Here is a 26052-nt window from a genome sequence, read left to right as displayed (position 1 = left end):
TAGGACCCGTCGAACCCGTGTCGCCGGTGACCCCGGTCGCGCCCGTGGGACCGGTCTCGCCCTGCGGGCCCGTCACGCCCGTCGCGCCGGTGAGCCCCGTAGGCCCAGACGTACCCGTCGGGCCGGAGTCACCCGTGGCACCCGTGGCACCGGCAGGGCCCGTGTCGCCCGTCGCGCCGGTGGGACCGCTCTCACCCTGCGGACCTGTAACGCCCGTGGCGCCCGTAACTCCCGTAAGGCCTTGCGCACCCGTCGGACCGGTGTCACCGACCGGCCCTGTGGGGCCGGTCGCCCCCGTATCACCGGTCACACCCGGCGCACCTGACGGACCCGTGGCGCCCGTGTCGCCGGTCGGACCTGTGGAACCGGTCGGACCCGTGTCTCCCGTGGGGCCCGTGGGGCCCGTGGGGCCCGTGGGGCCCGTGGGGCCCCACTCGCCCTGCGCACCCGTCGGACCCGTGTCCCCGAACGGCCCCGTGGGACCGGTGGCGCCCGTCGCGCCTTCGGCACCGGTGGCACCCGTCGAGCCCGTAGGACCGGTCGGGCCCGTCGCACCGGTCGAGCCGGTCGGGCCCGCAGCACCCTGCGGGCCGGTCGAGCCCGTTGCACCGGCTCCCGTACCGGCCGGACCGGCCGGCCCCGTCGCGCCCGTGTCACCCCGCGGACCCGTGGCGCCCGTCGCGCCGCCGTTGCCCGTCGTTCCCTGCGGACCCGTCGCCCCCGCGGCGCCCTGCGGTCCCGTCGGACCGGTCGCACCTGTGGCGCCGGTCGTCCCCGTGCCGACGCCCGCCGGGCCGGTGGGGCCGGTGGCGCCCCGCGGACCGGTCGGACCCGTAGCCCCCGCAGCACCCTGGGGACCCGTCGGACCCGTGGCGCCCGTAGCGCCCGTAGCGCCGGGGCACTTGACGTGGCCGCCGTCGCCGTCGCCTCCGCCCAAGGACCTCGGCGGGTCCGCCTCGTCGTGGTGCGGCCTCCCCCTGCAGTCGCCGCCGGCGACGGGACGGGCCGCGGCCACTCCGCGTCCGGCCTGTCCCGCCGCGGCGGCCAAGGGGCTCAGGACGCCGGCCAGTACGAGGGAGAGCGAGGCCAGGGCGCCACCCGCCAACCAGGCCCCGTTCCGGGGCAGGGGGCCGAGGACGGCCCTGGTCCGGTGCTCACGACTCATGAAGCGCTCCTTGGGAGAGGTACGTCCGACCGGGGCCGCCGCCGCCCCGGTCGCGGGACGAGCCTCCCCCAGCGGTCTCCCTGTGCGGACGCATCCCCTCTGGGGGCGCAGACCACTGTCAACACATCGGCCCAACGGCGCCCACCTAACGGGGTACTCCACGGGAACGGCGGCCTCCCGCAGGCCCGGCGGGTGCGCAGGCACCACGACGCCACCGGCGCCGCCGGGATGAGCGGCGGCGCCGAGACGGACACGACGTACACGTACCTCCACTGAACCCGGCCGGGCGTCAGACCAGTGCCGCGCCGCCGTCGACCGCGAGCGTCGTGCCGGTGACGTAGGCGTTGGCCAGGACGAAGAGGTAGGCCGCCGCGGCTTCCTCGGCAGTGCCGACCCGCCGCGTGAGCAGCTCGGACCCGGCGCCCTGGAGGAAGGCCTCCGGGTCCGGGACACTGCCGTCCCACAGCTCGGTGCGGATCACACCCGGCTGGATCACGTTGACGCGCAGCGGGGCGAGTTCGACGGCGAGCGCCCGGGACAGGGCCTCGATGCCGCCGGTGATGCCCGCCGTGAGCGCGGTTCCGGACAGGGGGCGGATCGCGAGGACGCCGGAGCTGAACGTGATCGAGCCGCCGTCGCGCAGTCGCGGTGCAGCGTACTTGGCGGAGAGGAACGCGCCCCAGAACCGCCGCTCGAAGACGGCCCTGGCCTCCTCCGGGGTGGTGTCGGCCAACGGCTTGATCAGCAGGGATTCGCCCGCGGTGTAGACGAGGTGGTCGAACTCCCCGACCTGCTCGAAGAACGCGGCGATGGCGTGGCCGTCCGCGACGTCCAGGCGGCGGCCTTCGACCGGCTCCCCCAACCGCTTCGTCGCGGCGTCCACGCGGTCCTGATTGCTGGAGGCGACCACGACGTCCGCGCCGGCCGCCGCGGCCTGTCGGGCCACTGCGAAGCCGATGCCGGAGGTGCCACCGATGATCACGATCTTCTTGCCGGCCAGAGACATGGGATCCGTTCCTTCGTCGACGCGGTGCCGTGGTTCGGCAACCGCCATGGCAAGAACGTACGGCTCCACAACGAGACGCTGAATGACTTGAAGTCTTGATTTCCTGTCAGATCGTCTCGCCATGTCGGCACTAGAGTGGCGTCATGGACATCCTGAGCGACACCCTCGAAGTCCTGCGTACGGGACGCCCGATGGTGACCCGCACCGACGCGCACGCCCCGTGGGCCCTGAGGTTCCAACCCCTCTCAGGAGCCGGGTTCCACGTGGTCGTGGAAGGGCACTGCCACCTGCTGCCACCGCACGGCCGGCCGCTCGCGCTCGGACCCGGCGACATCGTGTTCCTGCAGCGCGGCAGCGGACACACCCTGTGCGACGTGCCCGGCCGCGATCCGGTGGACTTCGTACCGGAGCGCGTGGACCGTTCCTCGCCGATCGGCCAGGTCACCGTGGACGGACCGGGGCCGCGCACGGTGCTGGTGTGCGGCGCGTACGCGATCGACGTCGATCGCCCGCATCCGCTGTTCGGCGATCTGCCGGAGGTCGTCCACCTCCCCGCGGTTCCCGGCCGCCACCCGGTGCTGCGCTCGGCGGTCGACCAGCTGTGCGCCGAGTTCCACGCACCGCAGCCGGGGTCGGACGCGGTCGTCACGGCGCTCGTCGATCTGCTGCTGCTGTACATCCTCCGGTCGTGGTACGCCGAACTGCCGAAGGAGCGCAGCCGGGGTTGGGCGGCCGCGCTGACCGACCCGGCGGTCGCCCCGGCCCTGAAGGCGATCCACGACGATCCCGGCCGTCCCTGGACCGTGGAGTCGCTGGGCACCCGCGCCGGGCTGTCCCGCGCGGCGTTCGCCCGCCGCTTCACCTCGGTGGTCGGCGAACCGCCGCTGACCTACCTGACCAACTGGCGGATGGCCACGGCGGCCCGGCTGCTGCACCGGTCCCCGACCCCGCTGAGCACGATCGCGCAGCACACGGGGTACAGGTCGGAGTTCGCCTTCGCCAAGGCCTTCAAACGACACTTCGGGGCGCCGCCGGGGGCCTACCGCAAGCAGGTCAGGACGGCGGCCGACGAACCGGACGGACACCACTGACGGCAGGGCCCGGCGATCTGCCGCCTGCCGGAGATCTGCCGCCTGATCGGCCCGCCCGGTCTCACGGGGCAACACAACTAGGCCGGGAGGAGGGCGGGGAGGGTGACCGTCGGGTCGCCGAGGAGGACCAGGCTCTGGCGGTCGACGGCGGACAGGCGGATGCGGGTCATCTCCTCGCGGACGCTGCGGTCGCCCCCGGCGAGGCGGTCGCTCAGGGCGTGCCAGTCGGTGTGCAGCTGGCCGATGTCGGCGCGGTACTCGGCGAAGGCCTGGGCCAGGGGGACGCCCGAGTACAGCTGCTGGGTCAGGGCCGAGACGATGCGTTCGCCGAGCCGTTGGCCGGTCTCGGCCACGGTGAGGGTCCAGCTGAACGTCGGCTCGACGTGCCCGACCACGGCGCGTACGGGGCGTTCGCGGCCCAGCGCCGCCAGGGCCGCCGGGGCCACCACGGGGCCGAGTCCGGCCACCGCCGCCACGGTCCCGAACGCGGAGCCGTCCGGGTCGAGCAGCGTCTTGTACAGGCTCCGGCCGGCGCCGCCGGCCGAGCAGCAGGCCTGCGCGAACCACACGCAGCCGCTGGGCAGGCCTGCGGCCAGGTCAGTCAGCGGCACGGGGGTCAGGTGCTGGTCGACCGGCAGGCCGAGGACGGCGCGCAGGGCGGCGGGGTCGTCGAGCGGCGAGACCTGACCGTGGCCGGAGGTCACCACCAGGCCCGGCCGGGATGCTTCGAGCTCCGTGAGGAGGGCGGCGGTGGTGGCCTCGTCACCGGTCAGCTGCCGCAGGTCGGCGAGCGGCGGCGGCACCAGCTTGTCGGCCAGCGGCTGGGTGATCACCTGGCGCATGAGGTTGGTCATGTCCGTCGGGCTGAGGTCCACCGTCCATACGAGCGCCCGGTCGAAGGCGGTCGTGGTCCCCGGCCAGTCGCCGATCAGGGCGTCGACGTAGTGGGCGAGGCCGTCGCCCGCGAGCGGGATGCGCCCGACGGCGTGCCGGGTGCCCAGGGAGTACTGGACCGACCACGGGATGGTCTCGGGTCCGCCGACGATCGCGACGTACTTGGGCAGCCGGTCCTTGCCCACACCGAAGGTCGACATGCCGACGGCCGGGTCCTGTTCGGACCCGTCCGGGAAGTAGCGGCGCAGGAACCGGTCGCCCTCGGGCCGGTCCCGCCAGCGCAGCAGCACGCTGCCCTCGCGGGCGGCCAGCAGGGCGCGCACGGGCTCGGGGGCGTCCACGCCCGCGGCCTTCTGCGCGGGGGTGAGGCCCGGCGAGTCGTCGTCGGGGATCAGGACGCCGTACCCGATGTCGGGGTGGGACCACCGGGTCACGGGCACGGGTGGTTCGAAGGGCAGGACCTTCTGCGAGCGCGGTATCCCCTGCGGGCGCGCGCCCCAGCCCAGCGCCGTGTCGGCCAGTGCGCCGTGCGCGGCCTGCGTGCCGGTCCAGGCGTTCAGGAACAGCTCCTGCGGCAGCGTCACGTCTCCTCCTCGGCGAGTTGTGCGCGGACGGCGGCGATCCGCGCCTTCGCGTGCGCGAGCAGTGCCGGGTCGGCGGTGGCCGGGTCGAAGCGGGCCACGAACTCCTCCCAGAAGTCGAGGACGCCGTGCAGGGTCGCGAAGTCGGCGGGCGAGAGCTTCGGCGACCCGGGGAACACCGTGAGGGGGTTGCGCTGGACGTAGAGGACGGGGTCGGTCCAGGCGTCGAACTGCTCGGGGTCGGCGCCGGCGAGCACGACGCGCGGCGCGGTGAAGGCCGCGGCCCAGTCGATCTCCCGTTCCTCCTGCGGCCCGTCGGCCACCGCGCGCCCGACGGCGGCGAGGACCTCGGGGTACAGGGCCGCGCAGAAGCGGTCGGTGTCGCGCAGGTCCACCATGCGGCGCATGCCGGCGACCGCGGCGATCCCGTTCGAGACGAGGTCGTGGGCGAGCGCGGGGCCGTCCGCGGCTTCGGCGCTCTGGCAGGCGCACAGGACGACCAGCCAAGCGGCGGAGGGCTTGAGGACGTTGACCAGTTGGGGCAGTTTGAGCAGGACCGAGCCGGTGGGCGCCTCGGCCTCGAAGTCCCCGGTGTGGGCGAAGGCGAGGGTGCGTACGCCGGCGACCGCCCCGCCGTGGCAGAGCAGGTGCAGCAGGTGCGGCCGGGCCGCGGTGATGCGGCCCTCCAGCTCCGGGGCCGTGGCCGGCAGCACCTCGGCGGAGACCTCCGCAAGGCCGGCCGTGTGTACGGCGTCCAGGACCGCCTCCTGGGCGCTGATGACGTGGACGTGCACTCCGATCGAGGCGGCGGCGGGCGTGGTCGCGGCCCGGAGCAGGCCCTTCAGCTGGTTGGTGCCGTCCTCCCGTGCGGCGGACAGGACGGCGACGATCCGCAGCGGCGGGACGAAGGAGCGCGCCGGCACGGGTCGGACCACCTTGGCGATCCGGCCGATGGGCCAGCGGGAGTCCAGGGCGAGGAAGCCGTTCTCGGGGTCGAAGAGCTCCTCCCACGGCAGTTCGTCGGCCCGGTCGGAGACGACGTGGAAGTACAGCGGGTTCGGTGCGGCCCCCGCGGGCAGGGCGACGGCGCTGGCCATGCCCTGGCCGACGGACGGGTGCAGCGCGAGCAGGTCGCGCAGCACTCGCCCGCGCTCACTCAACGTACCTACGGGTACCGGGAGTTCGGTGAACTCGGGGATGCCGACGCCCGGGATCGAGACCGGGGCCTCCACCAGGGTCAGGGCGGTGCCCTGACCGAACGGCGCGAAGCTGACGACCGTCCGCATCGCCTCACGCCTCCCCGGTCCTGCGGTCGACGAACTCGCGGAGTTCCGCCAGGGCCTGCGCGGTCCCGCGGTCGTACGCCTGCTTCATCCCGGGGGTCTCGCCGGGTACCGCGGCCGTCTCCAGCACCTCGGCCGCCTTCGCCTCCAGGTAGCGCTCGCTCGCGGCCACCCAGCCGGGCACCTCGGCGGCGGACTCGTACCGGGCGGCGACCTCCTGCCCGGCCACCGCTTCCAGCGTGCCCGGCAGCAGGTCGCGGCCGGTCTCCGAGGCGGCTACGGCGGCGCGTCCGCCGAGCCAGGACCGCCCGGGCTGCTCCGGGTCGGGCCAGGCGTCGTGCAGGGAGCCCGCCACCCGGTCCGGCTGCAGGTAGGCGAAGAGGGAGGGTGTGGTGGGGATCTGCCGGGTGCCGCGGGGGCCGGCGGCGAAGGCGTGCGCCTCGGCCAGCGCGGCGCCGTCCGGGTCCGCCGCCACGTCGCTGCAGAAGGTCGGGCCGGCCCGCTGCAGGCCGATCCCGTCGGCGAGGATCCGGGTGGCGGCGTCGTACGGGTTGCCGGGCGGCGACCCGAAGGACAGGACCGAGGCGCCGAGGGTGTCCGCCAGCAGGCGGATGTCGTCGGCGCCCGCGTACGCGCAGCCGTACGGGCCGTGGGGCGAGCCGGGGTCCGCGCTCACGGCCAGCAGCGGCCGGCTGCCGTCGAAGGAGGCGTCCGCGACGAGGTGCAGGGCGCGTACGGCCCGGGGACCCAGGCCCGCGGCGATCCAGTCCGCCCACACCAGGGGGCTCCCGGGGGGCGGGGCCGCGGAGCGTCCGGGCCGGCGGAACTGGGGCACGCGGCGCAGGGTGCGCTCCTGGGAGACGGACAGCGCGTCCAGCGGGTCGTGGAGCCCGCGTTCGTGTGCGGTTCCCCTCAGCCGGGCGCGGAGCTCGGCGTGGGTGTCCCGGTCCGCGAACACGTGGACGTCCACGGAGGCGGGGACCGCGAGCTCCAGGCTGCGGATCAGGTCCTGCACGTAGGTGCCGGCCCACGTACTGCCCGGGGCGGCGTTGACGGCGATCGCCACGCTCCAGGCCGCGCCGGGGTCCGCGCCCTCCGGAAGGCGGTCGGGGACGCGCAGCAGGGGCCGTTCCGTCGCGGGGACGAGCTCCCGCTCCCAGGGGACGGCGCCGAGGTAGCCGTACGGGGGGACGAGCCGCAGCCAGAGCGCGGCCTCGCCGCCGAGCTCCTCGTGCATGACCCGGCGGACGGTGGTCGCCAGCTGATCGGGGACGCGCGCACCGCCGGGCGGCTCCATGCCTCCGGAGAGGCCGTAGGCGGCTACGGGCAGGGTGAGCGCGGCGTAGGTCTGCTGGACGCCGTCGGGGTAGCCGAAGAGGTCCGCCGTGACGGCGGGCTCCGGGCCGGAGAGGTCGAGCCGGACCCGTAGCACCGCGAGGTGCCACCTCTCGATGAGGATCATGGCCATGGCCGTTCCCGGGCCGGTCAGTCGGGGCGGGTCAGGTCGTGCAGGGCCCACCAGGTCACGGGGTTGCTGATGTCGCCGTGGCCGGAGATGGCGGGCAGGCCGTTGATGTCGACCCCGCCGTCGACGGCGATGACCCGGGCGCCGCCGTCCAGCGGGTAGCGGTCCTCTCCGGGGACCGCCGCCTTCTCCTCGACCGAGAGACCGGTCAGGCCGGCCGGGCCGAAGCCGCCGAGGGCCCCGTACAGGTCGGTGTCGCCGACACCGGCGAAGTCGGGCTCCCCGAGGTGGCTGCCGCGCATCGCGAGGTGGAAGAACCTGGTCAGCGGGGCGTCGTGGGAGGAGAAGGTGGTCAGGACCGGCCGGGTGACCTTGTCCAGCACGCCGTGGAAGCCGCCGGCCCGCTGGGTCCCGGCGACGCGGGGTGCGAAGCACCACCGGTTCACCGCGGGCTGGAGCAGCAGCACGCAGTGCGCCGGCCGCGGCGCGGCGGCGGTCGTCAGGGCGGACAGGACCACGCGGGCGCCGAAGGAGTGCCCGATCAGGTGCAGTCGCGCGGTGCTGTGGGTGAGGACGTGCTCGACGAGGGGGCCGACGCCGTGGGCACCGACCGTGCCGGCCCGGGCCTTCATCTTCCACACCGTGGCCATGCGCAGGAGGTCACGCGGGTCGAAGTCGAGGCCGGCCGCGCCCGGTTGGGCCTCGTGGGGGTGGTCGCCGATGGTGCCGAAGCCGACGGGTGCCGCGCCGGGGTCCCCGGCCGCGCCGTCCCCGGGGGACCCGGGGGCTCCGCCGGCGCCCGCTCCGCCGCCGTGGGCCAGACCGTCGAGGGCGGCCCACGCTTCGAGGAGGTCTCCGGCCTGCGGGGGCGGTGAGCCGTCGTCGGGGTCCGGGCCGGCGCGCAGTGCCCCGATCGCGATCTCGGCGAGCCGCTCGGCCGTGGCCGCGTCCACGGAGCGGCGGCCGTCGACGGCCTCGGTGAACTCCTGGTCCTCTGCCGGGTCGAGCGACGAGGTGACCAGCTCCAGGAGCTCCTCGACCTCGGCCGCCTGCCGACCGAACGGGTCCGGATCGGCGGCGATCTGCGGTCCGGCCTCCCAGGGCATGACGAAGCTGGTGGAGGGCCAGATGGCACCCACCAGGAGCGGGCGGTACGGCGCCGGCTTCGGGATGCCGAACGCGGCGCCCTGGGTGACGAACCCGGTGGCGAAGCCCCGGTAGCGGTCGAGGGCCTGGGCGAAGACGTTGTTCCAGCCGTGGGCGAAGCAGAAGACGTCGGTCACGTCCTGGGGGTCCTGCACACGGGCCCTGACCTCCGCCGCCGCCTCCGGGCTGCGCAGGCGTCCCTGGTCGTCGAAGCGCAGCAGGTAGAGGTCGGCCGAGCCGCCACCGTCCATGGGGATCTGTTCGAAGGGACCGGCCATGACGACCTCCCTGCACGCACGTGTGCACCGCGTAGCCGCGACCTTCCTCTTCCATGCTTCACCCCACTGACGAGTAGGGCAAACCAGACGGGATCGTCGGCCCGATCACGTGGAACGTCCTGAACCGCCGGAGCGGAGCCCGGGTCGCCCCCTTCCCCCACTGCGGCACCCGCGCCGGACCCCCCGATGACTTCCCGTCACATGGGCGTAAAATCGCCGTTCGACGGCCCGCAGACCGACGACGAGCAGGAGCACCGACCGTTGAACCAGGAACGTCACGAGCAGGCACGGTCGTTCCTGCACCCCGGCGAACGCCTCGTCGCCGTCTCCTCGTACGAGCCGGCGCCGGGCGCCCCGACGCCGCCCGATTCCCTGGTGGGTCCCCCGCCCCCGTCGGCGCTCGGGCGGCAGATCGAACGCAGCCTGCCGGGGCCCGTGGCCGCCGTGCTGCGCAGCCGCGTCCTGGACCCGCGGCGTTCGGCGCCCGCCGCGGCGGCGAACGCGTTCGACCGGGCCCCGGACGTACTGGACGAGCTGGGGACGCGGATGATGCACGGCGCGGCCCTCGGTGGCGGCTGGCACGGCACCGCCGGGCAGTTCCTCGTCGCCCGGTCCAGGGCCCGCGGCGCGCGGTCGGGCCTGCTCGCGGTCACCGACCGCCGCTGCTTCGCGCTGAGCGACCTGACGCCGCTGTGGCGCAGTACGCCGCGCTGGGAGCCGGCCTGGGAGGTGCCGCGGTCCGCCGTGACGGGCCTGTACCGCGACGCCAAGGGCGTCCTGCAGCGGTCGCGGATGCGCGTCGAGTTCGCGGACGGTTCCTGGGTGGCCGTCCTCGCTTCCCACCCCGGGGAGGCGGACGCCTTCGTCGCCGCGGTGGGCCGCGGCTGACACGTCACCCCTGATCGACAGCCGGAGGCCCCAGAAGGTGCCCCACGGGGAAGCTGGTGCACGTCCCCTCTGGCAGGGGTAGTGCGGGCGCGATCGCGGCCTTCGAGTCGCCCCGTCCCCCGCGACTCCCGCCGCCGCCACCTCGAGCAGTGCCCGGCCGCCACGCCTCGTGGGCACGTGCGATGCTCGGCCCATGCAGTTCACCTTCGACGCGCGTGGTCACCGCCCGTCGGTGGGGGGCGGGGAGGTGCCGTGGGGCGGGGACGCGTCCGGGGGCCGGGACGCGTCGGGGGGCTGCACAGCGCCCGGGGGCCGGGGCCCGGGGGTCCAGTCGGCGCCGGTGCGCAGGCGGAACGCGGTGACCGCGGCCTCGACGGTGGGGAAGAAGTGGTCGGGGTCGATGGTGCGGGTGAGTTCGTAGCGTTCGATCTTCCGGCGTACCGGGTCCTTGAGCTCGGCGAAGACCAGGTGGACGCCCTCGGCGTTGAGTTCCTCGTCGAGGTCGGCCAGAACGTCGGCGGCGGTGGTGTCCACGTCGGTCATGGGCTCGGCGGCGATCACGATCCACGCGGGCCGCGGGTCCGCGCCGGCCAGCCGCCGGACCTGATCCCGGAACGTCTTGGCGTTGGCGAAGAAGAGCGGGGCGTCGAAACGGTAGACGACCAGGCCCGGCAGCTGCCCGGCCCGCGGGTAGGACCGGATGTCGTGGTAGCCCTCCAGGCCCGGCACCCGCCCCAGCACGGTGTTGTACGGCCACCAGGCGCGCCGGAAGACGTTGAGCACCGACAGGGCGACGGCGATGGCGATGCCCTGCAGCACGCCGAGCAGGGCCACCCCGGCGAAGGCCGCGCAGCACAGCAGGAACTCCGTCCGGCGCTGGTGCCACAGCCGCGCCGCCCCGGGGACGTCGGCCAGGGACAGCGAGGCGGTGATGACCACGGCGGCGAGGGCGGGCTGCGGGAGGTTGCGGAACAGACCCGGCGCCAGGACGAGCATGAGGACGATGAGCCCCGCGCCGACGACCCCGGTGAGCTGGCTGCGGGCCCCGGCCCGCTCGGCCACCGCGGTCCGGGACCCGCTCGTGCTGACGGGGAAGCCCTGGAAGAGGGCGGCCGCCAGGTTGGCCACGCCCACGCCCGCCATCTCCTGGTTGCCCCGGACCTCCTGACCGGTACGGGCGGCGAAGGCCGAGGCGTTGGAGATCGTGTCGGCCAGGGAGACCAGGGCGATGCCGAGCGCACCGGCGAACAGCGGCGCGAGGTCGCCGAGCCGCACGTCGGGGACCGTGAACGGCGGGAAGCCCGCGGGCAGTACCCCGACCAGGCCGACGCCGTGCTCGCCCAGGTCGAAGGCGCCGGCGGCGGCGATCGCCAGGACCACCATGACGAGCACCGCGGGCACCTTCGGCAGGAAGCGCTGGAGGAGCAGGATCAGGACGATCCCGCCGAGCCCGACTGCCGCGGCGGCCGGCACCACCGCCCCGTCGGCGACCTTCTCCACCACGCCGACGCATTCGCCGATGAGGTTGTCCGCCTCGACCTTGAAGCCGAGGAGCTTGGGCAGCTGGCCGATCAGGATGGTCAGGGCCAGGCCGTTCATGTAGCCGATCATCGTCGGTTTGGACACCAGGTCGGCGATGAAGCCGAGCTTCGCCACCGAGGCGAGGATCATGATGCCCGCGACCATGACCGCGAGCATCGAGGCCAGCGCGACGGCCCGGTCCGGGTCTCCGCCGGACGCCACGAGGGGCAGCACGGTGGCGGCGATCATGGGCCCGAGCGAGGAGTCGGGGCCCAGCACCAGGATCCGGGAGGGGCCGCACACGGCGTAGCCGAGCAGGCAGAGGATCGTCGTGTACAGGCCGGTGATGGACGGCAGGCCGGCCAGTTCGGCGTACGCCATGCCCTGCGGCACCAGGAGGGTGGTCAGCACGGCCCCGGCGACGAGGTCCTTGAGGAGCCATTCGCGCCGGTACGTCGAGACGGCGCGGACGCCGGGGACCGCCTGGAGCCGCGAGCGGAACCCGCGGCCGCCGCCCCGGGGCGTCATCGACCGCCCTTCCACCACGTCCTGCCGAGGGAGGTCGGGGCGGTCGCGGGTCCTTCCTCACCGGTGCCGAGGGCGCCGACCGGGAGGACCGCCTCAGGGGGAGCCCCGCGGGGCGGGTGCGGGCGGCCCGTCCGCTCCGCCTCGGCGGCCGGGCGGGCCGCGGCGCGGTGGCCGGCGCGGAGTTCCGAGCGGGACCGGCGTTCGACGAGGATCGGTATGTAGGCCCTGATCTTGGCGTGGTGGAACGAGGCGTACGCGGCCCGGACGGTCCCCTCGACGGTGGCCGCGTCGGCGAGCGGGTAGGCGACCCGCAGCCGTACGACGATGTCCCGCACGGAGGCGAGTTCGTCCTGCGGGCCGGACGGCGCGGGCGGCGGGCCGTCGGGGTCCGTCGCACCGACGGCCCCCGTCTGCTCGTCCCGGACGTCCGAGGCGACCTCCGTGACGACCTCCGGGACGACGTCCGGGAACCCGTCAGTGAGGGCAGCCGGGAAGTCCTCCCTGACGACGTCCGGGCCGCGGTCGGCCGCGGCCGTCTCCCCCGCCCGCTCGAGGCCCCCCGCCCGCTCCGGACCCGCCGTCCCGCCCGGATCCGCGGGCCCCGCCGGCCCGCGGCCGCCGGGCACCACCAGGGTGAGGAACGACCGGAACGCGGTGCGGCGGCGCAGCCTCCGACGCCGGCGCCCGAGCCGTGCGGAGGTCTCGTCCGTGCTGCCTGCGCCGCGGGGAGTCGACGGTTCCATGTCCCACGACCTCCAGACCGCAGAGCCGCGCCCTCGCCCTCGCCCTCGCCCGCGCGGGACGATGTGCCTCGCGCTCATTCTCCCGTCGGCCGGGCATGATCGCCCTCCGTGGCGGGGGCGGATTTCACCCGTTCGCAGGACTCAGGGGCGCAGGACGGCGCAGGTCGTCGTACCGTGCGCGTACAGCTTGCCGTCACGGGTGCCGACGATGCGGGCCTCGGCTGTGGCGGTGGTGCGTCCGACGTGCAGGGCGGTGCCCTCGCAGCGCAGCGCGGGGGTGTCGGACAGCACCGGACGGATCATGTGCACGCCGAGTTGCACGGTGGTGTACGTGGTGCCCGCCGGCAGCCGGGTCATCACCGCCGAGCCGAGCGCCGAGTCCAGGAGCGTGGCGAGGAAGCCGCCGTGCACGGTGCCCATCGGGTTGAGCAGGTGGTCGCCGGGGTCCCCTTCGAAGGCGGCGAAGCCGTCGCCGACCTCGGCGAGCCGGAAGCCCAGGGTGCTCATGATCGAGGAGGCGGGCAGCGTGCCCTTCTGAGCGGCCTGGAGGATCTCGAGGCCGGTCATGCCGAGGAGTTCCGGGGTCGGTTCGGGGCGCGGCTGCCAGGTGTGCGTACGGGTGCGGGCCGGCGCGGCGGTGATCGTCTCGTGCGTGCTCATGACTCGACGGTAGGAGGCCGGGAGAGCGGACGGGAGTGTCGGATCCGGCAGCTTGCGGATGGATTCCGACACGACCACGGGTCGTGCCCCTCACCCCGGACGGGTGATGCCGCACCGGGACGCCCGATGGAGGGGAATGTCCGCGTCTGTCCGCGTTTGGAATCCGCTCGACCGCGCAGAAGAACTACACGAACCGCACGCGTCGACGAGGGGCACTCCATGAGCATCATCGGCTGGATCATTCTGGGGCTGCTCGCCGGAATCATCGCGAAGTTCCTGATGCCGGGTCGCGACCCCGGCGGCATCATCCTCACGACGCTGATCGGCATCGTCGGAGCCCTCCTGGGCGGCTGGCTCGGGAAGGTCATCTTCGACGTCGACTCGATCGACGGCTTCTTCGAGCTCTCGACGTGGATCGCGGCCATCGTGGGCTCCCTCGTCCTCCTGGCGGTGTACCGCCTCGTGGCGGGCCGGAGACGTTCGTGAGGGTCCGCCGGCGGCGCCGGCGCGGGAGGTGGCACCGCCGGCGGGTGCTCGCCCACTGGGCGGCCCGGCTCCTCACGCGCCGCTTCGCCCTGAAGGCGTTGGCGTGGGGCGTGCGGTTCACCGTCCGCAGCACCCTGTACGCCTTCCGGCTCGCCCTGCGCGCCTCCTTCCGCCGCCGACTGCGACTGGGGTGAGGCCCGCGGAGAGCACGGCCGTCCCGCCCGACGGCCACGGCTGGGAAAGGGGCTCGCATGAGCACCACCGAGAAGATGAAGGCCAAGGCCGAGCAACTGCTCGGAAAGGCCGTACAGAAGACGGCGCACGCCATGGGCAACAAGACGAACGAGGCCAAGGGCGCGGCCCTGCACGCCCGCGGAAAGGCCCGCGAGGCGAAGGAACGGGGGAAGGACTACCTCGGGCACTGACCGGTACCGGTCGACGTGGTGGGGTGGGGCGGGGCGGAGCGAGGAAAGGAGCTCGTGCGATGGACGGAACGCAGCGCGGCGCGGTGGGCGGCGCGGAGCGCGCACGGCAGCAGCCGGGGGCGGATCACGAGGCGCGGGGCGGCGAGCAGCCGGGCCCGGACCCGGTGCACCCCGAGGCGAGCAGGCCCGTCGCGGGAAAGACTCCCGAGGAGCTCAGGAAGCGGGAGGAGCGGCGGATGGAACGCGGACGGGCGGCAGCACGGCGGACGCCCGGGCGGTGACCAGCGGCGGTCATGGGCGCCGACGGGCCGTGCGCGATGCGCGCCGACGAGCGGTGGGCGTCGGCTCGCGGTGGGCGTCGGCGAGCGTCGGCTCGCGGTGGGCGTCGGCTCGCGGTGGGCGGTGGCTCGCGGTGGGCGGCGGCCAGCGGGGGTGGTGGGCAGTGAGCGCCGGCGCAGCAGGACGGCGCCCGCCTCGCAGGCGGGCGCCGTGACGGACGAACCGGCCCGGGGCCGGGTCTCCGGGGGGCGGATCAGGCCCGGGTGATGTTCTCCGCCTGCGGGCCCTTCTGCCCCTGGGTGACGTCGAACGTGACCGCCTCGCCCTCCCGCAGCTCCCGGTACCCGTGTCCGGCGATGTTGGAGTAGTGGGCGAAGACGTCCGGTCCGCCTCCGTCCTGGGCGATGAATCCGAAGCCCTTCTCGGAGTTGAACCACTTCACCGTGCCACGCGCCATGATCATCCTTCTTGACATGCCCTACGACGGTCCGCGGACCGCCCCGGCCCCCGGATGGAAGCCTGGCCTCGTCCTACCCACCCGTCCCTCCGTCTACACCGACCACTCTCGCTCTCCGTGGGCGTCCGGCTACGCGTCAGGGCGGCGGGACCCGACGCGGCACAGACCCGTCGGGCGTCGGGCCTCGGGCGCCGGGACGCCGCCGCGCGGGGCGGTGGTACGGTCCCCTTGGCGGCGCGTACGTGCCGGCCCCGGACGAGATGTGCGCCGTACCCGGCCCGCCAAGACGACGCACCCGAGGAGACCCCCCATGGGTGCCCGCACCTCCCTGGTCGACTTCGCCGCCGCGCCTCCCCCGTCCCGCCCCCTGGGCGTCCGGTGGATCCACGGCTCGCCGTCGGCCAAGCACAACACCGACCCGGACATCCAGGTCCACGCCTACGACGAGCACACGTACGTCCTGCGCCAGAACATGGCGATCGACTACGAAGCGCCCTTCCTCTTCCTGCTGTTCGGCAACGACCGGGCCGTGCTCATCGACACCGGCGCCACCGCGTCCGCCGAGTACTTCCCCCTGCGCCGCGTGGTCGACGGGCTCGTCGCGTCGTGGCTGGACCGGAACCCCAGGCCCGCGTACCACCTGCTGGTGCTCCACACCCATCCGCACGGGGACCACGTCGCGGGCGACGGCCAGTTCGCGGACCGTCCCGACACCACGGTGGTCGGCGCGGAAGCGGCCACCGCCTGGCCGTACTTCGGCTTCGACGACGATCCGGCCGGCGTGGCGCGGGTGGACCTGGGAGGGCGGGTACTGGAGTGCCTGGCCACGCCGGGCCACCACGAGGCGGCGGTCACGTACCACGACCCGTGGACCGGGTTCCTCCTGACCGGCGACACGGTCTACCCCGGCCGGCTCTACGTCCAGGACTGGCAGGCGTTCACCCGGACCGTCGACCGTCTGATCGACTTCTGCCGCGGGCGGAGGGTCACCCACGTACTGGGATGCCACATCGAGATGACGCGGGAGCCCGGCGTGGACTACCCGATCCGCACCGTCCACCAGCCCGACGAGCCGCCGCTGGAGCTGACCACAGGTCACCTGGACGAGATCCGCGCGGCGCTGGAGGAGATCGGCGACCGGCCCGTCCGCCGCGCGCTTCCCCTGTTCGTGCTCTGGCCCAGCTCATGACCGCGTACGGGGCGGCACCGCCGACCTCGGCCACGCCACCGGCACCGGCACCGGCACCGGCACGCGGACCGATCGACCACCAGGACGCGGGAGCGGGGCTTCACCCGGCGCGCCGCCAGGGGAAGGGCTCGTTGTCGGGCTCGACCCAGCCGGTCCGGGCGGCGGGGCCGGCCAGCGTCGTGGAGCGGTAGAAGCGGGACAGCAGCTTCTTGTCGAGGAGCGCCGGGTTGCGCTCGGCGAACGAGTCGAAGTCGGCGGTGTCGTCCTGGTCCGCGTGGTGGCCGACCAGTTCGACCCAGGCCCGGCTGACGGTGGCGTTGTACTTCTGCGGGGCGCCCGCATACCGGGCGGTGGCCCGGATGCCGTCGCTGACCAGGCGCACGGCCGGTCCCGTTCCGCAGCGTCGTACGGCCAGCCAGGTCAGGTGGACGTGCTGGCGGTGGCCGAAGTGGTCGGCGGTCGCCATCACTTCGGCCATCAGGTCGCCGAACAGCGGCGCCGCGTCCTCCTGCGTGGTGCGGGGGTCCGGGGTCACGACTCCTCCTTGATGAGCGCGTCCACCACGGCGTGGAAGCCCGCGACCGCGTCGGCGGGCAGCGCGCCCAGGGCGCGCGCCTCCACGCCGGCCAGCGTCTCCTCGATCAGGGCCGCCGCCGCCCGTCCGGAGTCGGTGAGCTCGATGAGGACCGAGCGGCGGTCGCCGGCCAGGGTGCCGCGGGTGAGGTGTCCGCGACGCTCCAGGCGGTCCAGCACGCTCGTGAGCGTGGTGGGGCGGCTACCGACGGCGGCACCCAACTGGGACACGGTGCGGGCCTTTCCGTCGGCCAGGTTGGCCAGCACGTTGATCTCCGAGGCGGTCAGACCGAGATCGACGAGCGCGGTGGTGATCAGGTGCAGTGTGGCGTGGGTCGCGCGCTGGAGGGCCAGCAGCACCGGTCGGCCGGATTCAACGTTTTCGTACTTCACGATTTCGGATAGTACGACATCGTAGCAATGCCGGGCAAGCGCGGGCGGGTGCGGGCGGATGCGAGTACGGCGACGTGGGGCCGGCCGCGCAACCGCCGGCCCCACACAGCCCACCCCTCGGCGGCCCCGCCCCCGTCAGGGGGAGGCGCGGCGCCGAGCGGCGGTCAGCACGTGATCGTGACCTCGTGGACGACCGGGCGGGCCGACCAGGGGAAGGAGGCCACGCCGAAGGTGCCGCGGACGGTCGAGCCGCAGGACGCGGTGGTGACCACGCCGCGCACCTCGAGCGGCGTCGCGGTGAAGCGGACCTGCCGGTCCTGGGTCACGGGCGCGAGCCCGCTGCCGACGACCTCGGCGGAAAGCGTCGTGAAGAGGTCCTTCGGCGCGGGCGCCGGGCTGCCCGGCGACGGCGGGCCGGCCAGGCCGACCTTGCCGTAGAACTCGACGACACCATCGGTGACATCGGCGCAGAGCCGGGTGGACAGACCTGCCTGGAGCCCCGCGGAGCCGCAGGAGGTGACGGTCTGGCCGGTGGTGGCGGCCCCGGCCGCCTCGGCCGGGGCGCCCGCGAGGGCGGTCAGGCCTGCGACACCGACCACGAGAAGGGCCATGCGGTTCATCGGAGGTACTCCTTGTCATCGCGCACGCCCCGGCTCCCGGGGCGTTCTCATGGCATGTGATATTTCACATTACATAAGAACGTGGGATGATCAAGACGTGAACGCCTCCCGCCGCCACCGTGGACGCCTCCTGACGGACCGCCAACTACGGCCACCTACCAACGAGTTCCGGTCACGAATGCTCGCGCCCGCCCTCCACTGTTCGCAGGGCCCCACCTGCTGGTGGGGGCCCTGCGCCCGGCCGGGTCGTGCGGCCGTGGGCCGCGCGGGCTCAGTGCACGACGCTGAAGCTCCGCCACGGCAGGGTGCCCTGGGCCGTGACGTCCGACAGGGTGGTGCCCACGTAGGTCCCCTCGGCACCGCTGAACGTCTGGCAGTTGGGGGTCCGGTACAGGATGACGTCGACCAGGGTGTTGTTGTGCACGTGCGCGGCGCCGCGCGGGAGCAGGATCGGCGTGCACCCGTTGACGCTGGTGTTGGAGTACGTCAGCTCGGCCGGGGAGTTCGCGGCGCGGAAGGTGAGTTCGCCCACCGTGGTCCGGTTGGTCGAACAGGCGGTGGCGGTGAGGAGCAGCAGCAGCGCCGCCCCGGAGATGACCCCGAATCGCCGGTGGTGGGACATGGCTCGGTCCTCGTCTGTGTGGTCGGTGCGGTCTGCGCGGAGGCGTCGTTCCTTGGGAGCAGCCTGACGTGCCGGCGCGGACGCGGCACGCGGTGTGCGCCCGGGTGGATGACGGCCGGGGCCCGAGGAGTGCGGCGCGGGGCCGACCGGGTGACCGGGACCGGCCCGTCCCGGGACACGGGCGCGGGTGGCGGGAACGGGCCGCCCCGCTGCTTACCGTGGCCCGATGAACGCACGCGCGGGGCTGCTGACGCAGGGGTTCGGGGTCCGGTGCGCCCGGCCGGGCGAGGGCGGGGCGATCGCCTCGCTGCTGGCCCGCGCCTTCGCGGACGATCCCGTCATGAGCTGGCTGCTCCCCGACCCGTCGGGGCGGCAACGCCGGGCGGCCCTCTACTTCCGGCTGGCCCAGCGCCGGCAGCGGCCGCGGCCCGGCGCCGTCCGGGTGGCCGCGACGAGGGACGGGCGGCTGCTGTCCGCGGCGCTGTGGTCGGGGCCCGGCCACTGGAAGACGTCCCCGCTCCAGGACCTGACGGCCCTCCCCCGGTACGTGCGGGTGTTCGGGCCGGGCGGGCTGCGGCGGGCCGCGGAGGTCCAGAGCACCCTCCACGAGGCCCACCCGTACCTGCCGCACTGGTACCTGCCGACCGTGGGGACCGACCCCGAGGTCCGGGGGACGGGGGCGGGTTCGTCCCTGCTGCGCGAACAACTGGCGCTCTGCGACCTGCTCGGGGAGTCCGCCTACCTGGAGTCCAGCAAGCCCTCGAACGTGCCGTTCTACGAGCGCCTCGGCTTCCGCGTCACCGGCGAGATCCCGCTCCCCGGCGGCGGCCCGACCCTCTGGCCCATGTGGCGCGACCCCGTGACCACCGCGGTCCGGGCGGACCCGCGGTCCGACCGTCCGGCGAACCGACCGGCCGACCGGGATGCCGGCTGAGAGTCGTCCCGACGGGCGGGGGCGGCGGCGGGGCCGGACGCGGCCACGGTGCGCCCGGCAGCCTCAGGTGCGGTCCGGTCCCTGGACGTACTGCAGACCGCCGTTGCTGTACAGGAGCTGGCCGTTGATCCAGCCGCCTTCGGGAGAGCACAGGTAACCCACGAGGTAGGCGCACTCGGCGGGAGTGCCCAGCCTGCCCAGCGGGGTGGCGCGCACGAGCTCTTCCCGGGTCCGGTCGGACATCCAGCCGGTGTCGACCGGCCCGGGGTTGACCACGTTCGCCGTGACACCCAGCCCGGCGAGTTCCTGTGCGGCCGCCAGGGTGATGCGGTCGAGGGCGCCCTTGCTCGCTCCGTAGGGCAGGTTCCCCACCGTGTGGTCGCTGGTGAGGGCGACGATCCGGCCGCTTCCGTACGGGCCGGTGAAGCGCTCGGCGTACGCGCGGATGAGGAGCCAGCCCGCGCGGGCGTTGACGGCGAAGTGCCGGTCGAAGCTCTCGATGCACGTGTCCAGCAGGCCGGAGGCCACCGACTCGGCGTGCGCCAGGACCAGGGCCGTCACCGGTCGGCCGAAGGCGGCTTCGGCACTGGCGACCACCTCGGCGGCCGCAGCGGTGCGGGAGAGGTCCGCCTCCAGGAAGTGGGCGCGGGCTCCGCCGGCCACGACCCGGTCCGCCAGCTCTTCCGGGGCGCCCGCGTCGACTCCCCAGGGCCTCCGGGCGTCGTACGGCGTCCAGTACGTGAAGGCGACGTCCCACCCGGTCTCCGCCAGGCGGGTGACGATGGCGGCGCCCAGGCCCCGCCGCCTGCCCGCCCCCGTCACCAGCGCCACGGGCCGCGGCCCTCCTCCTGCCGGGGAGGCGTTCACCGCTCGGCGTCCGTGGCGGGAAAGGGCCCCGTCGCCCCCGCGGCGCCCGGCCGCCGGAGGCGGCGGGCTACCGGAGTCCCCCGTCCCGCGAGCAGCCGGACCAGGTCCGGTCGCGAGCGGTGCACCGCGAGGAAGTTCGGGCCGAAGAACCTCTCGTCGAACAGCGTGTACGGACGGAAGTCGACCCGCTGCGGAAGGATCCTCCCCAGGCGGTAGCCCAACGGGCCCAGCAGGTCGTACGAGCGGTACAGGAGGGACCCCGAGAGGATCGCGGAGTATCCGTACTCGAACTGGACCGCGGCGACCCTGCCCGCGCCCAGGGCCTGCCGGAAGCCCGCCAGGACTTCGAGTTCGGCACCCTCCGTGTCGATCTTGAGGAGGTCCACGCCGTCGATGCCGTGCGCGCTCAGGTAGTCGTCGCCCCGGAGCACGGGTTCGTCCCGCCACTCGGAGCGTGCCTCGTGCGGGTAGTCGTACAGGGAACTCAGCTCGTCGCACGCCGGGTAGTACTTGACCCTCCGCACGCCGGGCCGGTCGGCCAGCCCGGCCTCGGCCACCACGATGCCCGACCGCTCGGCCGCCAGCCGGTGCAGTCGCCGCCGCACCGGCCGTACGAGCTCGAAGCAGTGCACTCGGGCCCCGGGGCAGGCATCGAGGGCGGTCACGGCCCAGGCCCCGCGGTTGGCACCCACGTCGAACAGGACGGGGCCGCGGGAACTCCGGTGGTCCGCGCCCGTGGCCCGGGCCAGGCAGCGCAGGACGTGCGCCTCCCCGTTGGTCGCCGGGCAGTGGTCCTCGGTGTGGAGCACCGAGAGGGCGCCGTACACCGCGCCGCGGGCCGCCCGTACGACCCGGGCGTCCGGGTGCCTGCGGACCCAGTCGCGCAGCGCGCGGTCCGCCCGCGGCGGCAGGCCGCTCGGCCACACCCCCGGGAACGGCCCCGGCCGCCGGCTCACGACACGTCCCCGGGAGCCGGACCGCGACGGGGACCGGAACCGGGACCGGGACCGGGACCGGGACCGGGACCGGGACCGGAGTCCGGATCGGACGCCCTGATGGCCGTTCCGATGGTGCTGACCGTCTTCCGGAAGCCGCGGAAGCGCGTGACGGTGTAGACCCACAGCCCCGTGGCAGCGGCGGCCGGCACGACGACGAGGACCGGGGTGCGTTCCCCGCCGACCAGCATGACCACCACGTATCCGCAGATCATGAGGGGCGGCGTGCAGCCGAACAGCAGCATGGCGTACACGTCAGCGGCCGTGCTGCTCTGGACGTACACGCGGCCCTGCGGCGCCTGCGTGCCGTACAACGCCCTCAGCGTCGTTCCGCCGCCTGCGTCGACCCTGCGCAGGAAGTGCTCCCAGCGCAGGACCGGCCTGCGGACATCCGCGCTGAGCTGGGGGCTGAGTTCGAGGGCGATGTAGCCGGCGATCTTGTACACCTGGCCGGCGTGGTCCACCCAGAACAGCCACAGGAAGCTGGAGGCGGCGGCGAGGCCCAGCAGTACGTCGGGGAGCCGTGTCATGACGGAGAGCCCCGTCCCGAGTGCCGCGAGCTGAAGGGTGATGAGGGCGTAGGCCAGGTTCGTCCGGTTGTTGATCTCCTGACGGAGGTTCTGGAACTCGGTGACGTCGATTTCCTCGGGTGTGGGGGGAGCACCGCTCATCCCGGGTCTCCGGTCGCGGCGCCCGACCGCGCCGCCTCGTACATGTCCTCGAGACGGCTCGTGTACGTGTCGATGCCGCAGCTGCGCACCCGGTCCAGCCCGCCGGCCACGACCCGGCGACGCAGCGCCTCGTCGGTCAGCAGTCGCGAGGCCGCGTGCGCGAGGGCGTCGCTGTCGCCGCGCGGTACGACCAGTCCGTTGACGCCGTCCGTCACGGTCTCGACCAGACCGCCCGAGTCGGCGACCACGACCGGCCGTTGGGACGCCATGGCCTCCAGGGGCACGAGCCCGTAGGGCTCCTCCCCCGTCGTCGGGTACCAGACCAGGTCGCAGCCCCGGTAGGCGTCGCCCATCGCGAGCGGCGGGAAGTCCTGGAACAGGACGTGCTCGGCCACTCCGGCGTCCGCCGCGGTGCGCGCCAGCCGGTGCCTGAGCTCGGAGAGGACCGACGCTTCGCCGATGATGTCGTCACCCGAACACAGCACGAGGCTGCCGCGTCCCAACCGCCTGCGCACCTCGACGAATGCCGCCAGGCCCACGTCCACCCCCTTCCAGGGGAGCGGCCTCGCCGGGTGGAAGATCACGGGCCTTTCCAGCCGCTCCAACGCCTCGTGCCGCGGGCCCTGCGCGGCGAACCTCGACGCGTCGATGCCCAGCGGCAGGGTCACGGACGGAGCGCGGCTCGGGAGGGAGGCGCGGAGGAAGTCGCTGACGTACAGGAGCAGGTGCCAGGGCAGGTCCATCACGTCCCGGAGCACGTGCTCCCCGGTGTGGTCGTGCACGCTGTTGAGGACGACCGGGTCCGGGCGACCGCTGCGGCCGCGGCCGGCGGCCACGGCGGCCAGGACGCCGTGCGCGAGCTGCGGGCCGTAGTGGTGTGCGTTGTGCAGGTGGACGACGTGGGGCCGGACCGAGTCCAGGCAGCCGCGTACGACGGCCTCGATGGAGCGGAGGTGTCCGGCTCGGCCGGCGTTCCCGCCGCGGTGTACCTGCAGGAGGTTCTGCGGGCGCAGCAGAGGGCGCCGACGGACGGGGACGCCCTCCCAGCTCTCGTCGGACTCGTCCCCGCCGACGAGGCAGAGGACCTCGTGGCCGCGCCGGCGCAGTGCCCGCACCAGGTCGGCCAGATGCGTCTCGACCCCGCCCCAGGTGGGTGGGAAGGCATGAGCCACCATCATGATGCGCACGTGACGGCCTCCGATTCCGGCCGCGCCGGCCGACGGCGACCGGCTCTCGACCTCGACCACGGACCAGACTGGCAAACGAGCCTGAGGGACTCCAGGAAGGCGATCGCCGACGCGCCGAGGCCGGCGCGCAGGTACGGCCGCCAGGGGGACCCGGGGAGCGGGGACGGCCGTGCCCCTCGCCCCCGCCTGGGGCGGGGGGCGAGGGGCGGTCGGGGGGCCGGCGCTCGGGTGGACGGTCGGAAGGTCGGTCGGAAGATCGGTCGGAGGATCGGTCCGGGGAGCCGGCCGGCCCGGGGCGGGTGGTTACGGCGTGATCTTCAGGAGCTTGTTCGCGGTGCCCGGGGAGGGGTTGGAGAGGGCGCCCTCGGTGGCCCCCGCGGTCAGCGCGGCGGCCGTGTCCGCCGGTGTGGCCGAGGGGTGGCCTCCCAGGTAGACGGCGGCGGCGCCGGCCACGTGCGGGGTGGCCATCGAGGTACCGGAGATGGTCTTGGTGCCCGTGTCGCTGTCGTTCCAGTCCGAGGTGATCTCCGACCCGGGCGCGTACAGGTCCACCACGGAACCGAAGTTCGAGAAGTCCGACTGCTCGTCGCCCTCGGTGCTGGAGGCGACCGTGATGGCCTCCGGGACCCGGGCCGGCGAGCCCTGGCCGGCGTCCCTGGACTCGTTGCCGGCCGCCACGGCGAAGGTGACGCCCGCGTCGACGGCCCGCTTGACCGCGGCGTCCAGCGCCTCGTCGGCGCCGCCGCCGAGGCTCATGTTCGCCACCGACGGGCCCGTGTGGTGCTGCGTCACCCAATCGATGCCGGCGACGACCTGCTCCGTGGTGCCGGAGCCGTTGTCGTCCAGCACGCGCACCGCGACGATCTTGGCCTTCTTGGCCACGCCGTGCGCCGTGCCGGCGATCGTGCCCGCGACGTGCGTGCCGTGGCCGTTGCCGTCGTCGGCGGAGTCGTCCTTGTCCACCGCGTCGAAGCCGCTGCTGGCCCGGCCGCCGAAGTCCTGGTGCGAGATGCGCACCCCGGTGTCGATGACGTAGGCCGTGACACCCTCGCCGCCGTTGTCGGGGTACGTGTACTTCTTGTCTCCCGTGGTCTCGGTCTGGTCGATCCGGTCCAGGCCCCAGGAGGGCGGGTCGTTCTGCGTCTCGTTGATCGTGAAGCGCTTGTTCTGCTCGACCGTGTCGACCGCGGGGTCCGCGGCCAGCTGTTTGGCCTCCTTCTCGGTCAGGCCGGACGCCGAGAAGCCGTTGACGGCGGAGCCGTAGGCCCGTTCCAGTTTGCCTCCGTACTTCTTCGCCAGGTCCTGCTTGTTCGCGGACGCGTCCAGGATGACGACGAAGCTGCCGTCCACCGCGCCCGGTGCGCCGAGGCCGTGGACGGTGCCCTCGGGCGGGGCCGCCGCGCCGGCGAAGGGTACTGCGAACAGGGCCGCGGTGACCGCGGTGACCGCTCCCGCCGCTATGGACGCGTAGCGAAGTCGGCTGGAGCGCTTGTGAGTTGCCATGAAGGGAGTTCTCCTCCGGTTGACGTGTGGGGCGTCAAACGTTCGGAGCAACCCTGTTCCGATTGACAGGAGCAAATCAAGGACGCACCGGGGGTGCGGCGTTGTTCAACAAGGTTTCTTAAAGAGCCCCCCGCACCGCCTTCACGACACTCACGAATGCTCCCGAACTCCCCCACCACCATCCGACTTCCGGGTCCGTCCCGTCCCGTGCGCGGACGCGGCCGCCCGCTCCCCGTACGTGGGGGGGCGGGCGGGGGCAGGTGGTGGCGGTCCGTTCTGACGGGTGGTCGGGTCAGCAGCCCATGGACCAGGTGTGGGAGTCGCCGTCGTCGTTGGCCACGGCGTTGTGGTCCACCTCCTGGCCGGGGGCGAGGCAGAGGGACATGCCGCCGCCCAACCCGGAGCTGCGGTAGACCTGTACGTGGTCCTTGATGCCGGGGCCCGAGATGCCGTGGTTGGCCCAGGAGGAGTCCTCGTCTGCGATCCAGCTCTCCCACCAGGTGTCGTCACCCGACCAGTTCGCGCGCTGACCGCCGAAGTCGACGTCGGTCCAGGCGCAGAAGTTGCCGCTGGGGCACTCGGCCGCGGTCGCCGGGGTGGCGGCGAGGCCCGCGGCGAGGGCCAGGAGTGTCGCGGCGGTGGCGGCGAGCAGCCTGCTCTGCTTCATCGGGGAGGGTGTCCTTTCCCAGGTGGGGCGGGTACGGCCGCCAGGACGGCGGTCGCGCGGTGTGCTGCGCGGTCGCGCAGCCGGTCGTAGGTCGCGATCTCCTCGCGGTGCGCGGCGCGGACCTCTGCGAGGACGGCGGGCTCCAGCCGGGCGCGCACCTGCGGCAGGCCGCTGGCGCGGACGCAGCCGGCGTCGCCGTCGTCGCAGGCCTTCGCACGGGCGAGCGCGGCGGTGTAGGCGGGGTCGTCGCCGAGCCGCGCCTCGGCCAGGGGGCGGAGGTTGTTGACGGTCACCGAGGCCCTGAACCAGGCGGCCTGGTCGCCGTACAGCTGCTGCTGGGCCCGGGCCAGGCAGCCGTCGGTGTGGGCGCGGACGGTGTAGCCGGTGGGCAGCGCGAGTGCCAGTTCGGTCGGGCCGGTGCCGAACAACGCGTCGGCCACGCGCTCTTCCCGGCCGGGCGGCGCGGTGGCGCCGGGCCGGGGCGGGGCAAGGCCCCGGTCGGCCAGGCAGGCGTCCGTCAGGCGCCGGGTGGCGGCCTTGACGAGGTCGTCCGGGGCCGGGTGGGGCGGTGGGGCGGGCGGGGCGCAGGCCGCCAGGAGCAGGAGGCCCGCCAGGAGCGGACCGGTCCGGGACGCCGTGCGCCCCGCCCGCGCGCGGGCGGCCGCCGGTACGGCGGGGTGCGGCAGGGCGGGGTCCGGTAGGGCGGACGGGATCCGCGGGGCGCCTGTACGTTCCGCACGGTTCGCGGGCGCGGCCTCGCCCTCGCCCCGCAACGGCGTCCCCGCACGCGCGCGGCGCACGCCCCAGCCCCCCATACCGCCCCCTCGTGATCAACTGCCGCGTCCACCCCACCACCCGGCCCGCCCCGGCCGCAGCCGCCATCCGGGTGATCACCGGGGCTGCGGGCGGGGAGGGCGGGGTGGGCGGGGTGGGCG

At 74.3% G+C, this 26052-nt stretch carries 28 protein-coding genes and 1 riboswitch; of the genes, 8 read left to right on the top strand and 20 right to left on the bottom strand.

The window, feature by feature from the left end; genetic code table 11:
• Positions 1 to 1454: 1454 nt before the first annotated feature.
• Positions 1455 to 2171, bottom strand: a complete 717-nt coding sequence (locus tag IF43_RS0131975) for an SDR family oxidoreductase (protein WP_030209004.1) — start codon at positions 2169 to 2171, stop codon at positions 1455 to 1457.
• Positions 2172 to 2314: 143 nt separating this feature from the next.
• Between IF43_RS0131975 and IF43_RS0131970 the strand changes: the two genes are divergently transcribed.
• The gene (locus IF43_RS0131970; protein WP_030209001.1) at positions 2315 to 3262 is read left to right on the top strand and encodes an AraC family transcriptional regulator; all 948 of its coding nucleotides are present in this window, start codon (positions 2315 to 2317) and stop codon (positions 3260 to 3262) included.
• 77 nt (positions 3263 to 3339) lie between these two features.
• Here the strand turns inward: IF43_RS0131970 and IF43_RS0131965 are convergent, their stop codons facing one another.
• The 4 genes from IF43_RS0131965 to IF43_RS38480 are packed head-to-tail and all read right to left on the bottom strand — an operon-like array spanning position 3340 to position 8909.
• Complete coding sequence (locus IF43_RS0131965) at positions 3340 to 4740, bottom strand: hypothetical protein (RefSeq protein ID WP_030208997.1); 1401 nt, start codon at positions 4738 to 4740, stop codon at positions 3340 to 3342.
• Positions 4737 to 6023: a CHAT domain-containing protein gene (locus IF43_RS0131960; protein WP_030208994.1), complete on the bottom strand. Its 1287-nt coding sequence runs from the start codon at positions 6021 to 6023 to the stop codon at positions 4737 to 4739. Before IF43_RS0131960 ends, IF43_RS0131965 begins: the two co-directional genes overlap by 4 nt.
• A gap of 4 nt (positions 6024 to 6027) precedes the next feature.
• Positions 6028 to 7488, bottom strand: coding sequence for a hypothetical protein (locus IF43_RS0131955; RefSeq protein WP_030208992.1), 1461 nt, complete (start codon positions 7486 to 7488; stop codon positions 6028 to 6030).
• 17 nt (positions 7489 to 7505) lie between these two features.
• Positions 7506 to 8909, bottom strand: coding sequence for a hypothetical protein (locus IF43_RS38480; RefSeq protein WP_030208990.1), 1404 nt, complete (start codon positions 8907 to 8909; stop codon positions 7506 to 7508).
• Positions 8910 to 9170: 261 nt separating this feature from the next.
• Here IF43_RS38480 and IF43_RS0131945 point away from each other — a divergent pair, with 261 nt between their 5' ends.
• Positions 9171 to 9797 carry a hypothetical protein gene (locus IF43_RS0131945; RefSeq protein WP_030208987.1) on the top strand — a complete coding sequence of 209 codons (627 nt, stop codon included), beginning with the start codon at positions 9171 to 9173 and terminating at the stop codon, positions 9795 to 9797.
• A gap of 219 nt (positions 9798 to 10016) precedes the next feature.
• Here the strand turns inward: IF43_RS0131945 and IF43_RS0131940 are convergent, their stop codons facing one another.
• The 3 genes from IF43_RS0131940 to IF43_RS0131930 all read right to left on the bottom strand — a co-directional run bounded on the left by IF43_RS0131940 (position 10017) and on the right by IF43_RS0131930 (position 13249).
• Positions 10017 to 11846 (bottom strand): SulP family inorganic anion transporter, encoded by a 1830-nt coding sequence (locus IF43_RS0131940; RefSeq protein WP_051796578.1) that lies wholly within the window; start codon positions 11844 to 11846, stop codon positions 10017 to 10019.
• Positions 11843 to 12589, bottom strand: a complete 747-nt coding sequence (locus IF43_RS41210; protein WP_051796575.1) for a three-helix bundle dimerization domain-containing protein — start codon at positions 12587 to 12589, stop codon at positions 11843 to 11845. Before IF43_RS41210 ends, IF43_RS0131940 begins: the two co-directional genes overlap by 4 nt.
• Before the next feature lie 141 nt (positions 12590 to 12730).
• Complete coding sequence (locus IF43_RS0131930) at positions 12731 to 13249, bottom strand: PaaI family thioesterase (RefSeq protein ID WP_030208980.1); 519 nt, start codon at positions 13247 to 13249, stop codon at positions 12731 to 12733.
• A gap of 219 nt (positions 13250 to 13468) precedes the next feature.
• Between IF43_RS0131930 and IF43_RS0131925 the strand changes: the two genes are divergently transcribed.
• From IF43_RS0131925 to IF43_RS0131910, 4 genes are read left to right on the top strand one after another with little or no spacing between them, the layout of a single operon-like run.
• Positions 13469 to 13735 (top strand): GlsB/YeaQ/YmgE family stress response membrane protein, encoded by a 267-nt coding sequence (locus IF43_RS0131925; RefSeq protein WP_030208978.1) that lies wholly within the window; start codon positions 13469 to 13471, stop codon positions 13733 to 13735.
• A 44-nt stretch (positions 13736 to 13779) separates the two neighbouring features.
• Positions 13780 to 13929 (top strand): hypothetical protein, encoded by a 150-nt coding sequence (locus IF43_RS41865; RefSeq protein ID WP_158939608.1) that lies wholly within the window; start codon positions 13780 to 13782, stop codon positions 13927 to 13929.
• A 57-nt stretch (positions 13930 to 13986) separates the two neighbouring features.
• Positions 13987 to 14160, top strand: a complete 174-nt coding sequence (locus tag IF43_RS42260) for a hypothetical protein (RefSeq protein ID WP_199922815.1) — start codon at positions 13987 to 13989, stop codon at positions 14158 to 14160.
• A gap of 59 nt (positions 14161 to 14219) precedes the next feature.
• Positions 14220 to 14441 (top strand): hypothetical protein, encoded by a 222-nt coding sequence (locus IF43_RS0131910; RefSeq protein WP_030208976.1) that lies wholly within the window; start codon positions 14220 to 14222, stop codon positions 14439 to 14441.
• Positions 14442 to 14692: 251 nt separating this feature from the next.
• On the opposite strand, the gene IF43_RS0131905 is transcribed toward IF43_RS0131910, so the two are convergent.
• On the bottom strand, positions 14693 to 14896 hold the full coding sequence (locus tag IF43_RS0131905) for a cold-shock protein (protein WP_030208975.1): 204 nt from the start codon (positions 14894 to 14896) through the stop codon (positions 14693 to 14695).
• 228 nt (positions 14897 to 15124) lie between these two features.
• Positions 15125 to 15192: riboswitch (guanidine-III (ykkC-III) riboswitch) on the top strand.
• A 14-nt stretch (positions 15193 to 15206) separates the two neighbouring features.
• Between IF43_RS0131905 and IF43_RS0131900 the strand changes: the two genes are divergently transcribed.
• On the top strand, positions 15207 to 16085 hold the full coding sequence (locus IF43_RS0131900; RefSeq protein ID WP_030208972.1) for an MBL fold metallo-hydrolase: 879 nt from the start codon (positions 15207 to 15209) through the stop codon (positions 16083 to 16085).
• Between the two features lie 100 nt (positions 16086 to 16185).
• On the opposite strand, the gene IF43_RS0131895 is transcribed toward IF43_RS0131900, so the two are convergent.
• From IF43_RS0131895 to IF43_RS0131880, 4 genes are all read right to left on the bottom strand, one after another.
• A complete protein-coding gene (locus tag IF43_RS0131895; RefSeq protein WP_030208971.1) occupies positions 16186 to 16620 on the bottom strand; it encodes a hypothetical protein in 435 nt (144 codons plus the stop codon).
• Positions 16617 to 17051 (bottom strand): MarR family winged helix-turn-helix transcriptional regulator, encoded by a 435-nt coding sequence (locus IF43_RS0131890; RefSeq protein WP_030208969.1) that lies wholly within the window; start codon positions 17049 to 17051, stop codon positions 16617 to 16619. Before IF43_RS0131890 ends, IF43_RS0131895 begins: the two co-directional genes overlap by 4 nt.
• A 164-nt stretch (positions 17052 to 17215) precedes the next feature.
• Positions 17216 to 17671 carry a hypothetical protein gene (locus IF43_RS0131885; RefSeq protein WP_030208966.1) on the bottom strand — a complete coding sequence of 152 codons (456 nt, stop codon included), beginning with the start codon at positions 17669 to 17671 and terminating at the stop codon, positions 17216 to 17218.
• 271 nt (positions 17672 to 17942) lie between these two features.
• Positions 17943 to 18293 carry a hypothetical protein gene (locus tag IF43_RS0131880; RefSeq protein WP_030208962.1) on the bottom strand — a complete coding sequence of 117 codons (351 nt, stop codon included), beginning with the start codon at positions 18291 to 18293 and terminating at the stop codon, positions 17943 to 17945.
• Positions 18294 to 18519: 226 nt separating this feature from the next.
• On the opposite strand from IF43_RS0131880, the gene IF43_RS0131875 reads away from it, so the two are divergent.
• Entirely contained in the window at positions 18520 to 19227 is a 708-nt protein-coding gene (locus IF43_RS0131875; protein ID WP_078910611.1) for a GNAT family N-acetyltransferase, read from the top strand.
• Between the two features lie 63 nt (positions 19228 to 19290).
• Here IF43_RS0131875 and IF43_RS0131870 read toward each other — a convergent pair whose 3' ends face one another.
• The 7 genes from IF43_RS0131870 to IF43_RS42255 all read right to left on the bottom strand — a co-directional run bounded on the left by IF43_RS0131870 (position 19291) and on the right by IF43_RS42255 (position 25917).
• Positions 19291 to 20094, bottom strand: a complete 804-nt coding sequence (locus IF43_RS0131870) for an SDR family oxidoreductase (RefSeq protein ID WP_030208955.1) — start codon at positions 20092 to 20094, stop codon at positions 19291 to 19293.
• Positions 20091 to 21050, bottom strand: a complete 960-nt coding sequence (locus IF43_RS0131865) for an FkbM family methyltransferase (RefSeq protein ID WP_158939606.1) — start codon at positions 21048 to 21050, stop codon at positions 20091 to 20093. Before IF43_RS0131865 ends, IF43_RS0131870 begins: the two co-directional genes overlap by 4 nt.
• Complete coding sequence (locus tag IF43_RS41860) at positions 21047 to 21760, bottom strand: hypothetical protein (protein ID WP_030208949.1); 714 nt, start codon at positions 21758 to 21760, stop codon at positions 21047 to 21049. Before IF43_RS41860 ends, IF43_RS0131865 begins: the two co-directional genes overlap by 4 nt.
• A complete protein-coding gene (locus IF43_RS0131855; RefSeq protein WP_234332608.1) occupies positions 21757 to 22938 on the bottom strand; it encodes a glycosyltransferase family 4 protein in 1182 nt (393 codons plus the stop codon). Before IF43_RS0131855 ends, IF43_RS41860 begins: the two co-directional genes overlap by 4 nt.
• A 312-nt stretch (positions 22939 to 23250) precedes the next feature.
• Positions 23251 to 24450 (bottom strand): S8 family peptidase, encoded by a 1200-nt coding sequence (locus tag IF43_RS0131850; protein WP_030208943.1) that lies wholly within the window; start codon positions 24448 to 24450, stop codon positions 23251 to 23253.
• A gap of 292 nt (positions 24451 to 24742) precedes the next feature.
• Positions 24743 to 25117, bottom strand: coding sequence for a peptidase inhibitor family I36 protein (locus tag IF43_RS0131845; protein WP_030208940.1), 375 nt, complete (start codon positions 25115 to 25117; stop codon positions 24743 to 24745).
• Positions 25114 to 25917: a hypothetical protein gene (locus tag IF43_RS42255; RefSeq protein WP_199922814.1), complete on the bottom strand. Its 804-nt coding sequence runs from the start codon at positions 25915 to 25917 to the stop codon at positions 25114 to 25116. Before IF43_RS42255 ends, IF43_RS0131845 begins: the two co-directional genes overlap by 4 nt.
• Positions 25918 to 26052 lie beyond the last annotated feature (135 nt).

Source organism: Streptomyces sp. NRRL S-87 (genome assembly GCF_000719335.1).
Taxonomy (GTDB): Bacteria; Actinomycetota; Actinomycetes; order Streptomycetales; family Streptomycetaceae; genus Streptomyces.
Note: the sequence above shows the minus strand (reverse complement) of the source record. Positions and strands in the feature narration are given on the sequence as shown.